The sequence below is a fragment of the Rhodopseudomonas palustris genome (assembly GCF_003591005.1).
GTDB classification, from domain to species: domain Bacteria; phylum Pseudomonadota; class Alphaproteobacteria; order Rhizobiales; family Xanthobacteraceae; genus Rhodopseudomonas; species Rhodopseudomonas palustris_K.
This window is the reverse complement of sequence record NZ_QYYD01000008.1, coordinates 110,850-123,144: the sequence shown is the minus strand read 5'-3', so window position 1 is coordinate 123,144 and position 12,295 is coordinate 110,850. Positions and strand designations below refer to the sequence as shown.

The following is a 12,295-nucleotide window of genomic DNA, read 5'->3' as shown; positions in this document are numbered from 1 at the left end:
GTGGAAATGATGACCCATGACCTTCACGCTTCCTGAATTGCCGTATGCCTACGACGCGCTCCAGCCGTACATGTCGAAGGAAACGCTCGAATATCACCACGACAAGCATCATCAGGCCTATGTCACCAACGGCAACAACCTGTTGAAGGGCACCGAATTCGAGGGCAAGTCGCTCGAGGACATCGTCAAGGGCTCGTTCGGCAAGAATGCGGCGCTGTTCAACAACGCCGGCCAGCACTTCAACCACATCCATTTCTGGAAGTGGATGAAGCCGAATGGCGGTGGCACCAAGCTGCCCGGCGCGCTGGAAAAGAAGATCAACGAGGACCTCGGCGGTCTCGACAAGTTCAAGGCCGATTTCGCCGCCGCCGGTGCGGGCCAGTTCGGCTCGGGCTGGGCCTGGCTGTCGGTCAAGGACGGCAAGCTCGAAATCTCCAAGACCCCGAACGGTGAGAACCCGCTGGTGCACGGCGCCACGCCGATCCTCGGCGTCGACGTCTGGGAGCACTCCTACTACATCGACTATCGCAACAAGCGCCCCGACTATCTGAAGGCGTTCGTCGACAATCTGATCAACTGGGAATACGTCGAAGAGCTGTATTCCAAGGCGTAAGCGCCACCGCGCAAGCGCAGATCGAATTCGAAAAGGCGGCCTCGCGGGCCGCCTTTTCATTTGATCGGCGCGGCTCTTGCGGCAGCCGCCAAGCTGCGTCACAACGCCTCGCTGGTGCGCAACACACAAGAGACGTGGAATGGCTTATCTGCTCGTATTCGTCGGTGGCGGCCTCGGGGCGATGTTTCGCCACTTCGTCAATACGGCCAGTGGCCGGATGTTCGGCACCGCTTTTCCGTATCATACGTTCTTCATCAACGTGACCGGCTCGATCGTGATGGGGTTGATCGCCGGCTATCTGGCGTTCAAGGGCGGCTCGGCGCAGAACGTGCGGCTGTTCGTGATGACCGGCATCCTTGGCGGCTACACGACATTCTCGGCGTTTTCGCTCGACGCCGCGCTATTGTACGAGCGCGGCGCCGTCGGCCTGGCGCTACTCTACGTGCTCGGCTCAGTGGTGCTGGCCATCGCCGGCCTGTTCGCCGGCATGGCCCTGATCCGGGCGATCACCTGAGCCTTTCCGTTAGCAGCCGCAGCCTGTAGGATGGGTTGAGCCCTTGCGAAACCCATCACGCCGCTTTGCCGCTTGATGGGTTTCGCTGCGCTCAACCCATCCTACAACTGAGCCTCTACGTCATTGCGAGCGAAGCCAGGCCTCGCCGTGATTGCGAGGAGCGAAGCGACGAGGCAATCCAGCGCCGAGCACAGCGCTCCTGGATTACTTCGCGGAGCCTGTCATCGGGCCGGCCGAAGGCCGGACCCGGTGGCTCGCAATGACGCGGGGAGGCCCCGTTCAGATTCGCAGCGACTACTTCGCCATCGTGTGCAGCAGAAATGTCAGCGCCGTGCTGGCGAACACGTGCATGTTGCCCAGCCGGTCGGCGTTTCCGGTCTCCAGCGTCATCACCGCGTTGCTCGGCCCGGCTACCGCGATGCAGGTGTGGCCGGCGGCGTCGCCGTAGCGGTTGCCGCCGGGGCCGGCGGCGCCGGTCTCCGACAGCGCCCAGTCGCAGCCGAACCGTGCCCGCATCCGCTGCGCCAACAGCTCCGCATAAGGCTCGGAGGACGAACGCACGCCTTCCACCTTCATCTCCGCGTCGGTGATGTCGGTCAGCAGTCGCCGCGCCTCGCGGGTGTACACCACCGCCGAGCCGAGGAAGTAAGCCGAGGCGCCGGGCACCGCGAGCAGCGCCGCCGAGATCAGTCCGCCGGTCGAGGATTCGGCGATCGCGATCCTCTGCTTCTGCGCGATCAGGTGCACGGCGACCTTCTCGGCGAGGGGAACGAGATCCTTCATCATGGCTGGGCTCCGGCATGGCCGCTGGTGTGGGTCATCAGCCAGTCGCGAAACGCCGAAAGCTTTGGCGAATCCGCGCTGGCCGTCGGGGACACCAGATAGAATCCCCACTCGGCTGGCAATGTGATCTTGAACGGCGCCACCAGGCGTCCCTTCGCGAGATCGGTCTCGACATAGGAGGTGCGGCCGATCGCGACGCCGAGGCCGTCGATCGCGGCCTGCACGGTCATGAAGGCGACGTCGAACCACAGGCCGGGCTGCTTGGAGATGTCCGGCGGCAGGCCGGCGGCGGTGAGCCACAGCCGCCAGTCGTCACCATAGCCGCCGGTGGTGTGCAGCAGCGCATGCTGCGCGAGATCCTGCGGATGCTGCAGCGGCTTGCGGGCCGCAAGCAGCGCTGGACTACACACCGGAAACAATTCGTCGGCCATAAGCCAGTCGGCGCGCAGCCCCGGCCATCGGCCCCGACCGTAGCGGATCGCGGCATCGACGTCGTCGCGGGCGAAATCGACCAGCGCGGTCGAGGTGGTGATCCGCACGTCGATATCCGGATGCGCCTCCTGAAACGACGGCAGCCGCGGCAGCAGCCATTTGGCGGCGAGCGACGACAGCGTACTGACGGTGAGGATCCGGGCGTTGTCCTTGCGCAGCAGCCGGTCGGTGGCGAGCCGCAGATCGTTGAACGCGGCGCGGATGCCGGGGAGATACTCGCGCGCCTGTGGGGTCAGCGCCAGCGTCCGGTTCTGCCGCACGAACAGTTTAAGCCCGAGCTCCTGCTCGAGCCGTTTGATCTGATGGCTGATCGCGGTTTGCGTCACGTTCAGCTCCGCCGCGGCGAGCGTGAAGCTGAGGTGCCGGGCCGCTGCCTCGAACGCCCGCAGGCCGTTCAGCGACGGCAGCCGGGCCGTCATCGGGCTTCCTCACGCATGAGATTATCTCATCTGACGCGGCACCCAATGTCGTTTGTCATTGCAGCGCAGCAGACCGATATTTTCGGCCAGATCCTACGTAGAGGAGTCGACCATGTCCATCTGCACTGATCATTCGATGACAAACAATCATGCTTCGGGCGTCCTGACGCAGGTCGCCGAGACGGTTCGGCTATGGCGTCAGCGTCAGCACGACCGGGACAGCCTGGCGCGTCTGTCGGAGCGCGATCTGCACGATGTCGGCCTGTCGTGGAGCGAGGCGGCGGCCGAGGTCGACAAGCCGTTCTGGCGCGCCTGAATAGCCGGAGCGACCGCCATGCGCCTCGACCTCGACCATCCGGCTCAGTACACCGATCAGCTGCGGCTCGACTCCGGCGTGCTGCTGACGCTGCGGTTCGCCGGGCCGGGCGATGGCGCGCTGTTGCAGGACTACTTCCGCGCACTGTCGCCGTCCTCGCGCTACAGCCGGCTGATGGGCGCAGCGCCGGAACTGCCGGCCGGGCAACTCGTCCGGTTTCTACAGCTGGGCGAGGCCGACGCCTATACGGTGCTGGCGACGGTAGCGAATGATCATGGCGAGACCGCCGTGGCGGAGCTGCGCTACGTCCATCACCAGGACGAACATGCGGTCGAGTTCGGCGTCTCGGTGCACGACCGCTGGCAGGGGCGGGGCGTCGGCGCCGCGCTGCTCGCCAATCTCGAATGCCGCGCCGCCGCGCTTGGCGCAGAGCTGATCTACGGCGATACGCTGCGCTCGAATACGGCGATGATCGGGCTGGCGCGCAAAGCCGGCTATCAACTGGCCGCCTCGCTCGACTGGAAGCAGACCCGCTTCGTCAAGACGTTGAACTACACGCCCCAGACGATCCCCTGCGCGAGCTGGCGTCTCGCGGCGCTGCAGGGAGAGCGGTCGCCGCGGATCGGGTAGCACTCGGGCGAACAAACATTCCTCCGTCATGCCCGGCCTTGTGCCGGGCATCCACGCCTTGCTGAGACTCCGCGCAAAAGGCGTGGATGGCCGGGACAAGCCCGGCCATGACGAGTCAATGCCATCAACCATACGCGGGCTGTGTCGCAGCGAGTCGGCAATCGCACATTCCGCGCCGTGGAATCGACGCCGCGCGTGTTGATTTGCTGTGCGCTGCGCTTTGTGGCTCACTTGCGCTCGGCCATGTTGACCGGCCGCCATGCACGACCACAAAACGAGACCCAGATGGCAGGAAACACCCAGGCCGCGTTCGCGGCGACGCCCGGCAATGCCGCGAACCTGATCGCGCCTGACACGACTGGCCTCAATTTCTATCGCGCCGATCCGTCGCTGGCCGATCTGTTGCGCATCCATCTGCCGGCTGACCTGGTCGCGCATATCGAACCGCATCTCGACCGGCTCGGCGAACTCGCCGGCGGTCCACTCGACGAGTGCGCGCGACTGGCCGATCGTCACACGCCAATTCTGCATCAGCGCGACCGCTTCGGCCGCGACGCGCAATATGTCGAGTATCACCCGGCGTATCGCGAATTGGAGGCCGCCGCGTTCGGCACCTTCGGCATCCACGCGCTGTCGCACCGCAAGGGCATCATGGGCTGGCCGGAGGTCTATCCGGTCACGGCGAAGCATGCCTTCACGCTGCTGTTCAACGAAGCCGAATTCGGCATGGGCTGCCCGATCAACGTCACCGACGGCTGCGCCAAGCTGCTGTCGAAGTTCGGCGACGACGCGCTGAAGGCGAAGTATCTCGACGGTCTGACGCAGACCGATATGGGCAAGCTGACGCAGGGCGGTCAGTTCATGACCGAGAAGGAAGGCGGCTCCGATGTCGGCACGCTGACCACGGTCGCGGTCTCGGAAGGCGATCACTGGCGGCTGTATGGCGAGAAGTGGTTCTGCTCCAACGCCGACGCCAAGGTGGTAATGTTACTTGCGCGGCCGCAGGGCGCCGGCCCCGGCACGCGCGGCGTCGGCCTGTTTCTGATGCCGCGCTTCCTCGACGACGGCGCGCCAAATCACTATCGGATTGTGCGGCTGAAGGACAAGCTCGGCACCCGCTCGATGGCCTCCGGCGAGATCAAGCTCGAGGGTGCGATCGCCTATGCGGTCGGCAAGCTCGACCGCGGCTTCGTGCAGATGGCCGAGATGGTCAACTCATCGCGCCTCTCCAACGGCGTGAAGTCGACCGCCCTGATGCGCCGCGCCTGGCACGACGCGCTCACCGTCGCGAACAATCGCGTCGTGTTCGGTCAGCGCATCGTCGACCTGCCGCTGGCGCGGCGTCAGCTGATGAAGATCCTGTTGCCGACCGAGCAGGCGATGTCGATGAGTTTCCTCACCGCCGCCGCGCTCGACCGCGCCGAGGCCGGCAGTCAGGACGCTGCCGCCTTACTACGCATCCTCACGCCCACCCTGAAATTCCGTGCCACCCGGGACGCCCGCAAGGTCTGCGGCGATGCGCTCGAGATGCGTGGCGGTATCGGCTACGTCGAGGAATTCGCGACTGCGCGGCTGTTGCGCGACGCTCATCTCGGATCGATCTGGGAGGGCACCGGTAATATCGTTGCGCTGGACGCGCTCAAGCGCGCCGTCGGCCGCCACGGTGCGGAGGCCGCGCTTGCCGCCGATCTGCATGCGCGGTTGGACGATGCCACAGGTTTGCCCCAAGCCTGGAGCGACCGTTTGCGCGGCTTGATCGACTGCGCCATCGGCTTCGCCCGCGATGTCGCCGGCCGTGCCGACAACGAAGCAGACGCCCGCCGCGCCACCAGCTCGCTTTACCACGTCGCCAGCGCCGTCTCACTCGCCTGGGAAGGCACCAGGATCGCCGCGATGCGCGGGGACGCCCGCCGCGCGCTGCTGTCGCGGTTAGTCGTCGAGCATCGGCTGTATGCGCCCGATCCGTTCAAGGGCGGCGACGGCAAGGCAGAGTACGCGATCGCCGAACTGCTCCTCGGCGACGCCGCGGCGCCAATGGACAGAGTTGCGCCGATGCTGACGGCTTAAAGCCCCACACACAAACTCTCCCCGTCATTGCGAGAAGCGAAGCGACGAAGCAATCCAGCGTCGTGCACGGAGCTGGATTGCTTCGCTTCGCTCGCAATGACGGAGAGGTTGATCGTGGAGTTACTAATCTACAAACGCCTTCGGCGGAACGAACCCGCCGAATTCGCGCTCGATCAGTTCGGCGAGCTTCAGCGGCGTGCGGTCTTCCAGCCACGGGCCGACGATCTGCACGCCGACCGGCAGGCCTTCGCTCGACAGCGCGACGGGGATCGCGGTCGACGGCAGGCCGGGCAGGGTGGCGATGCCGGGCCACACCAGCTGATCGACATAAGGATGCGGCTGATTGTCGATCATGATGCGGCGTTCTTCCTGCGGTTCGTGATGATCCTGCGGATAGGCCGGGGTCGGCATCACCGGGCAGATCACCGCGTCGAACGACTTGAAAAGCTCGCGCCATTGCGCCCGCAGGCCGGTGCGGCGGCTATCGGCGATCACCCAGTCGCGATGGCTCAGCACCATGCCGCGCAGCCGCTCGGCGGCGAGGCTGTCGTCGCTGGCGGCCAGCTTGGACGTGGCACTTTGCGCATCCGCGAGTAGTTCCGGCGGAAAGCCGGCCGCCAGGAACGACAGCAGCATCCGCATATAGACGCGCGAGGTCTCGGCGAGATCGGGCAGCAGCGGCGACTGACGGGTGATGCTGACGCCGGCCTTGGTGAGGTTGCTCGCGAGCGTTTCGATCGCCTGCCGCACGCTGGTGCCGGTCGGCAGCAGCGGATGCGTATCGAGTAGCAGCACGCGAAAATCCTTCATCGCCGTGTGCCGCGCCGCCGGCAGGTCGAGCTTGTAGCCGACGCCATCGAAGGTCGGATCCGGCCCCGCGATGACGTCGAGCAGCAGCGCGAGATCGGCCGCCGAGCGCGCCATCGGCCCGATCACCGACAGGTCTCGGTTGGACGGCAGCGGCGGCATGCCCGGCGGCGTGTGGCCGCGCGCCGGACACAGCGCGAAGGTCGGCTTGTGGGCATAGATGCCGCAATAGTGCCCCGGCACGCGCAGCGATCCGCCGATATCCGAGCCGAGCGACAGCGCGCCGAAGCCCGCCGCCAGCGCCGCCGACGACCCGCCGGACGAGCCGCCCGGCGTGCGGCTGAGGTCGTAGGGATTGTTGGTCGTGCCGTAGATCTCGTTGTAGCTCTGCCAATCACCCAGGCCGATCGGCACGTTGGTCTTGCCGACGATCACGCCGCCCGCCGCACGCACCCGCTCGATCGCCAGCGCATCGTTGTCGGCGACGAAATTCTTCTGATCGGGGAAGCCCCATGTGGTCGGCAGGCCGGCGACGTTGAAGCTCTCCTTCACGGTCATCGGAATGCCGAGGAGCGGCCCGCCTCCACCATTCGACAGCGCCTGGTCGGCGTCACGCGCGGTCTGCAGCGCCCGGTCGAAGTCGCGGACGCAGACCGCGTTGACCTTGTCATCATGGCGCTCGATCCGGTCGATCGCTTCCTGCGCCAGTTCGACGGCAGAGACTTTCTTGGCCTTCAGCGCGGCGCTCAGTTCGGTGGCGGTGGCGAAGCTCGTTTGCGATGTCAAAGGTATCTCTCCAGGTGGCAGTCAGCGGGCGTTTGGCAGGTGGTGAAGCTTAACGCACATGCCATTCATCAGCGAAAGATCATTCGATCCGGCAAGGTATGCTGCAAGCTCATGGCGCAATTTGGCAACAGCTCATCTCGGACGTGCATGGAGAGCGCCGGCATTTGATGTGAATCAAGGATGGGAGTTAGTCGGGAATGATCTGCTGACCAGGTTGATGCCGTGGGCGCTGATCGACAGCAGCGACCGGCAGCCGACGAGCAGTGACGATTGCTGTGAGTATCAACGCCTCGCTCGGAATTTGCGGATTATTGGCCGCTGCGCTTGCCGCGCTGCGTTCGCGCCGAGCCCGTCGCCGTGATGCATCACTGGATGTGGCATGCAGTCTCCCTAGACTTGAAGCTCCGGCTCCGGCCGGAGCTTTCTTTATGCTCGCGAGCCGGCCGCCCGTCCCCAACGGTCACCCTGCGCGAAAGCGGGGGGCCTGTCTTCCAAAACGATGCTGCTGATCGCCTCTCGGCGCTCTGTGCCGCGTCAGCCGCCGCGGAAATTTTGCGGGGTGAAGTCGAGGTCGAGGACTTTCCATTCCTTGTATTTGTCCGCTGGCAGCATCGAATAGGGCTGGCACGCCGTCAGCGCGTGGATCGCGCCCTTCATCAGCGCCGGGCCTTTGACCGAGGCGCTGGCCTCGATCAGGAACGGCTCCTGGGCCAGGCGGCCATCGGGAAGCAGCGGCACGCGGAGGATGATTTTGACGTTGTCGGACGGCGCGACGCCCGGCGGCAGCGCCGCGCAGGACTTCAGCTTGCGACGCAGCGCGGCGATGGCCTCGGCGCTGATGTCGGCGGCAAGTTCGGCAGGCGCGTCGAAGGTGGGATCCGCCGGCAGTCCCAGCGCCACCGAATATTTCACGGTGAGATCCGGCTCCTGCGGGACAGCGGGAGGAAACGCCATCGGCAACGTGTTTTGCGGCAACGCGCTTTGCGGCATCAGGTTTGGCGGGACCGTGCTTTGCGACACCGCGCCGGCCGGAGGCTCGGGCGCCGGTTCGGGCTTGGCAGGCGCGTCGGGCTTTTCAGCCTGACGTTCAGGCTTGGCCGGCTCAGGCTCGGCTCGCGCCGGTTTCGGAGGTTCGGTGCGAGGCGGTTCGGGCTTGCGCTGTTCGGGCTTGGAGGCCTCGGGCTTGGCGGCCTGTTGCGGCGCCGGGTCCTGCGCCGCGGGTTTGGCCTCCGTCGGCGTCTCGCTCGGCAGCTCTAGCGCCGGCTTGATCTCGGGCTTCGGTTCTGGCTCGGGCGGCGCCTCGTCGGCGGTGACGACGTCGACCTCGACGCGTTGCTCCGGCACCTCGGCGAATGGCCGCACTTCAGCCAGCAGCAACACCGCCGCCACCAGCCCGAGATGGGCCAGCACGGAGACAAACAGGCCGGAGCGGAGCTGGACGGACGGATTCATCAGACGGACCGGGGCAAGGCGCTAGCCTCGCAGCATAGCGCCTCATCCCCGGCCGATGGACTCCGAAGTTCGCCCGCGTGGGTGCGTCAGAACACCAGCTGTCCGGCGGTGAACGCCAGGATCAGGAACAGCACGAACAACGCAATGGCGAGGAAGAACAGAATCTTCGAGATTCGTGCGGCACCGGCAGAGATATTGGTGAAGCCGAAGAAGCCCGCCACCAGCGAGATCACCAGAAAGATAATAGCCCATTTCAACATCGTCGAAGCTCTCCCAGCGCCTTCCCGACTCGTGACGAGGCGGTTTCCTCACGCGCGCTGCACGAACAAACGCCGCGGGCTTCGGTTCCCGCAGCGTCGACAGTTCTAGTTCCGTGCGAGGCGGAGAGGTCTTGCAACTGCCCGCGAGTCCGGCGAAGCCGGCGCCGCGGCTTACGCGACGGCGGCTTCCTTCTTGGGCCAATAGCGATCCTTGAGGTGGCGCTTCACCAGCTTGCCGGTCGGAGTGCGCGGCAGTTCGGCCTCGAAGTCGATCGAGCGCGGGCACTTGATCGGCGACAGATGCTGGCGGCAGAAGCCGATCAGCTTGGCTTCGAACTCCTTGCCGGGCGTGACGCCGTCGCGCGGCTGCACCACCGCCTTGACCTCTTCGCCCATCTCCTCGTTCGGCACGCCGAACACCGCGACGTCGGCGACGTCCGGATGCGTCAGCAGCACGTCCTCGGTCTCCTGCGGGTAGATGTTCACGCCGCCGGAGATGATCATGTAGCTCTTGCGGTCGGTGAGATACAGGAAGCCCTCGTCGTCGAGATAGCCGACGTCGCCGAGCGTCGACCAGCCCTTGTCGTTGTAGGCGTTCCTGGTCTTGTCCGGATCGTTGTGATAGCTGAACGACGGCGCGTCGGCGAAATACACGGTGCCGATCTCGCCGACCGGCAGCTCGTCGCCGGCCTCGTCGAGGATCTTGATGGTGCCGACCACCGCCTTGCCGACCGTGCCGCGATGGCTCAACCATTGCTGCGAGGTCGACACGGTGACGCCGTTGCCCTCGGAGCCGGCGTAGTACTCGATCAGGATCGGCCCCCACCACTCGATCATCTTCGCCTTGACGTCGACCGGGCAGGGCGCGGCGGCATGGATCGCGCCCTTCAGGCTCGACACGTCGTAGCGGGCGCGGACCTCGTCCGGCAGCTTCAGCATGCGCACGAACATCGTCGGCACCAGCTGCGACTGCGTCACCTTGTATTTCTCGACCAACGCCAGAAACTGCTCGGCGTCGAAGTGCTCCATGATCACCGAGGTGCCGCCGAGCGTGATCGCCATCATGTTGAAGCGCAAGGGAGCTGCGTGATACAGCGGCGCCGGCGACAGATAGATGCTGCCTTCGTTCATGCCGCACATCTTTTCGCACAGCAGCCGCAGGAACGGGCTCGGCACGTCGATGGCGTTGCCTTCGAACTCGCGCTTGATGCCCTTGGGGCGGCCGGTGGTGCCGGACGAGTACAGCATGTCGTAGCCGGCGACTTCGTCGGCGATCGGCGTCGTCTTTTGCGCGCCGGCCTCCTTGTCCCAGGAGCGGAAACCCGCGGCCGGCTCGTCGACCATGAAGAATTCGACGCCCGGCAGCTTGCCGAGCAGCGGGGTGATCGCATCAGCGCCCTGCGGCGAAGTGATCACGACCTTGGCGCCGCAATCCTGCACAATATAGGCGATTTCGTCCTGCTTGAGGTAGCGGCTGATCGCCGTGTAGTATAGCCCGGCGCGCTGTGCGGCCCAGCAGATCTCCATGAACGCCAGCCGGTTTTCCATCAGCAGCGCGATGTGATCGCCCGGCTTGAGGCCGAGCGTCCGAAACAGCTGCGCGCCCTGGTTCGACAGCTCGTCGAGCTGCCGATAGGTGATCGCCTTGCCGGTCGAGGCCATCTGGTAGGCGATCTTGTCGGGCGTCGTGCGGGCGTGAATCGACGGATGCGTCATGGGTGTTTCCTCATGGTGATGCGGCGGATTGCTTCCGCTCTGAATTGCCGTCATTGCGAGGAGCGAAGCGACGAAGCAATCCAGCGCCGTGCACTGAGCCTCTGGATTGCTTCGCTGCGCTCGCAATGACGGGGAGAGATGGTTGGTGTGCAGTCTTAAAGCCGCTCGACGATCGTCACGTTGGCCATGCCGCCGCCTTCGCACATGGTCTGCAGGCCGTAGCGCTTGTTCTGCTGCTTCAGCGCGTGCACCAGCGTGGTCATCAGCTTGGTGCCGGAGCCGCCGAGCGGATGGCCGAGCGCGATCGCGCCGCCGTTGACGTTGAGGCGGGACGGATCGGCGCCGGTGGCTTTGAGCCAGGCGGTCGGGATCGACGCGAAGGCTTCGTTGACTTCGAACAGGTCGATGTCGTCGATCTTCATGCCGGCCTTCTTCAGCGCGTATTCGGTCGCCGGCAGCGGCGCTTCGAGCATGATCACCGGATCGCCGCCGCGCATCGTCATGTGATGGATGCGCGCCAGCGGCTGCACGCCGAGCTGCTTCAGGCCCTTCTCGTTGACGACCAGCACGCCGGAGGCGCCGTCGCAGATCTGGCTGGCGGTCGCGGCGGTGAGGCGGCCGCCGTTCTCGTTGATCAGCTTGACGCCCTTGATGCCGTCGAGCGTGGCGTCGAAGCGAATGCCTTCGTCGATGTGATGCGTATCGGTGGTGCCGTCGGCGCGGGTGATCTCGAGCGGGATGATCTCGTCCTTGAACTTGCCGCCTTGCGTCGCGGCGATCGCGCGCTGGTGGCTGTTGAAGGCGTATTCATCGAGCTCGTCCTTGGACAGGCCGTACTTCTCCGCCACCATCTCGGCGCCGGTGAACTGGCTGAACTGGATGTTCGGGTAGCGCTTCTCCATCTGCGGGCTCTTGTAGGTGCCCATGCCGGCCTTGGCGGCGAGGATGCTGGGCGAACCCATCGGCACGCGCGTCATGCTCTCGACGCCGGCGGCGATCACGATGTCCATGCTGCCGGACATCACCGCCTGTGCGGCGAAATGCAGCGCCTGCTGCGACGAGCCGCACTGCCGGTCGATCGAGGTGGCCGGCACGCTCTCCGGCAGCTTCGACGCCAGCACCGCGTTGCGGCCGATATTCACCGCCTGTTCGCCGGCCTGGCCGACGCAGCCCATGATGACGTCTTCGATCTGGTCCGGCGCGGCGCCGGAGCGATCGACCAGCGCATTGAGCACGGAGGCGGCGAGATCGGCGGGGTGCCAGCCGGCGAGACGGCCGCCCTTGCGGCCTCCGGCGGTGCGCGCAGCGGCGACGATATAGGCCTCGGCCATGGGTTTTCTCCCTTGATGTTGATTGTTTCGGCTGTGCCGATGGCGGCGGATTTAAGGGGCGAGGGCCGATTTAGTCAATCAATCAATTAACGCTTGAGCCCGGCGCCGC

The 12,295-nt window shown here is 65.5% G+C and carries 12 protein-coding genes; 5 read left to right on the top strand and 7 right to left on the bottom strand.

The genetic code is table 11. The features are described from left to right. Positions 1 to 16: 16 nt before the first annotated feature. The gene (locus D4Q52_RS09715) at positions 17 to 613 is read left to right on the top strand and encodes a superoxide dismutase (RefSeq protein WP_119856351.1); all 597 of its coding nucleotides are present in this window, start codon (positions 17 to 19) and stop codon (positions 611 to 613) included. Positions 614 to 752: 139 nt separating this feature from the next. Then, positions 753 to 1,127, top strand: a complete 375-nt coding sequence (gene crcB, locus D4Q52_RS09710; protein WP_119856350.1) for a fluoride efflux transporter CrcB — start codon at positions 753 to 755, stop codon at positions 1,125 to 1,127. Between the two features lie 294 nt (positions 1,128 to 1,421). On the opposite strand, the gene D4Q52_RS09705 is transcribed toward crcB, so the two are convergent. Together D4Q52_RS09705 and D4Q52_RS09700 are read right to left on the bottom strand one after the other, a co-directional pair. Beyond that, positions 1,422 to 1,910 (bottom strand): CinA family protein, encoded by a 489-nt coding sequence (locus D4Q52_RS09705; RefSeq protein WP_119856349.1) that lies wholly within the window; start codon positions 1,908 to 1,910, stop codon positions 1,422 to 1,424. Next, positions 1,910 to 2,821 (bottom strand): transcriptional regulator GcvA, encoded by a 912-nt coding sequence (locus D4Q52_RS09700; RefSeq protein ID WP_119856348.1) that lies wholly within the window; start codon positions 2,819 to 2,821, stop codon positions 1,910 to 1,912. The genes D4Q52_RS09705 and D4Q52_RS09700 overlap by 1 nt, the downstream gene beginning before the upstream one ends. A 112-nt stretch (positions 2,822 to 2,933) precedes the next feature. Between D4Q52_RS09700 and D4Q52_RS09695 the strand changes: the two genes are divergently transcribed. From D4Q52_RS09695 to D4Q52_RS09685, 3 genes are all read left to right on the top strand, one after another. Next, complete coding sequence (locus D4Q52_RS09695) at positions 2,934 to 3,137, top strand: DUF1127 domain-containing protein (RefSeq protein WP_119856347.1); 204 nt, start codon at positions 2,934 to 2,936, stop codon at positions 3,135 to 3,137. An 18-nt stretch (positions 3,138 to 3,155) separates the two neighbouring features. Continuing rightward, entirely contained in the window at positions 3,156 to 3,767 is a 612-nt protein-coding gene (locus D4Q52_RS09690) for a GNAT family N-acetyltransferase (protein ID WP_119856346.1), read from the top strand. A 285-nt stretch (positions 3,768 to 4,052) separates the two neighbouring features. Continuing rightward, positions 4,053 to 5,834 (top strand): acyl-CoA dehydrogenase family protein, encoded by a 1,782-nt coding sequence (locus D4Q52_RS09685; protein ID WP_119856345.1) that lies wholly within the window; start codon positions 4,053 to 4,055, stop codon positions 5,832 to 5,834. A 123-nt stretch (positions 5,835 to 5,957) separates the two neighbouring features. Here the strand turns inward: D4Q52_RS09685 and D4Q52_RS09680 are convergent, their stop codons facing one another. From D4Q52_RS09680 to D4Q52_RS09660, 5 genes are all read right to left on the bottom strand, one after another. Next, entirely contained in the window at positions 5,958 to 7,427 is a 1,470-nt protein-coding gene (locus tag D4Q52_RS09680) for an amidase (protein WP_425328468.1), read from the bottom strand. A gap of 534 nt (positions 7,428 to 7,961) precedes the next feature. Continuing rightward, a complete protein-coding gene (locus D4Q52_RS09675) occupies positions 7,962 to 8,879 on the bottom strand; it encodes a hypothetical protein (protein ID WP_119856343.1) in 918 nt (305 codons plus the stop codon). Positions 8,880 to 8,965: 86 nt separating this feature from the next. Then, the gene (locus tag D4Q52_RS09670; RefSeq protein ID WP_119856342.1) at positions 8,966 to 9,139 is read right to left on the bottom strand and encodes a DUF1328 domain-containing protein; all 174 of its coding nucleotides are present in this window, start codon (positions 9,137 to 9,139) and stop codon (positions 8,966 to 8,968) included. A 171-nt stretch (positions 9,140 to 9,310) separates the two neighbouring features. Next, positions 9,311 to 10,855, bottom strand: coding sequence for an acyl-CoA synthetase (locus D4Q52_RS09665; protein WP_119856341.1), 1,545 nt, complete (start codon positions 10,853 to 10,855; stop codon positions 9,311 to 9,313). Positions 10,856 to 11,010: 155 nt separating this feature from the next. Beyond that, positions 11,011 to 12,186: an acetyl-CoA C-acetyltransferase gene (locus tag D4Q52_RS09660; protein WP_119856340.1), complete on the bottom strand. Its 1,176-nt coding sequence runs from the start codon at positions 12,184 to 12,186 to the stop codon at positions 11,011 to 11,013. Between the last annotated feature and the right edge of the window lie 109 nt (positions 12,187 to 12,295).

Coding starts and splice junctions, on each gene's coding strand:
- D4Q52_RS09715 (WP_119856351.1), top strand. CDS start 17: ATGACCTTCACGCTTCCTGAATTGCCGTATGCCTACGACGCGCTCCAG.
- crcB (WP_119856350.1), top strand. CDS start 753: ATGGCTTATCTGCTCGTATTCGTCGGTGGCGGCCTCGGGGCGATGTTT.
- D4Q52_RS09705 (WP_119856349.1), bottom strand. CDS start 1,910: ATGAAGGATCTCGTTCCCCTCGCCGAGAAGGTCGCCGTGCACCTGATC.
- D4Q52_RS09700 (WP_119856348.1), bottom strand. CDS start 2,821: ATGACGGCCCGGCTGCCGTCGCTGAACGGCCTGCGGGCGTTCGAGGCA.
- D4Q52_RS09695 (WP_119856347.1), top strand. CDS start 2,934: ATGTCCATCTGCACTGATCATTCGATGACAAACAATCATGCTTCGGGC.
- D4Q52_RS09690 (WP_119856346.1), top strand. CDS start 3,156: ATGCGCCTCGACCTCGACCATCCGGCTCAGTACACCGATCAGCTGCGG.
- D4Q52_RS09685 (WP_119856345.1), top strand. CDS start 4,053: ATGGCAGGAAACACCCAGGCCGCGTTCGCGGCGACGCCCGGCAATGCC.
- D4Q52_RS09675 (WP_119856343.1), bottom strand. CDS start 8,879: ATGAATCCGTCCGTCCAGCTCCGCTCCGGCCTGTTTGTCTCCGTGCTG.
- D4Q52_RS09670 (WP_119856342.1), bottom strand. CDS start 9,139: ATGTTGAAATGGGCTATTATCTTTCTGGTGATCTCGCTGGTGGCGGGC.
- D4Q52_RS09665 (WP_119856341.1), bottom strand. CDS start 10,855: ATGACGCATCCGTCGATTCACGCCCGCACGACGCCCGACAAGATCGCC.
- D4Q52_RS09660 (WP_119856340.1), bottom strand. CDS start 12,186: ATGGCCGAGGCCTATATCGTCGCCGCTGCGCGCACCGCCGGAGGCCGC.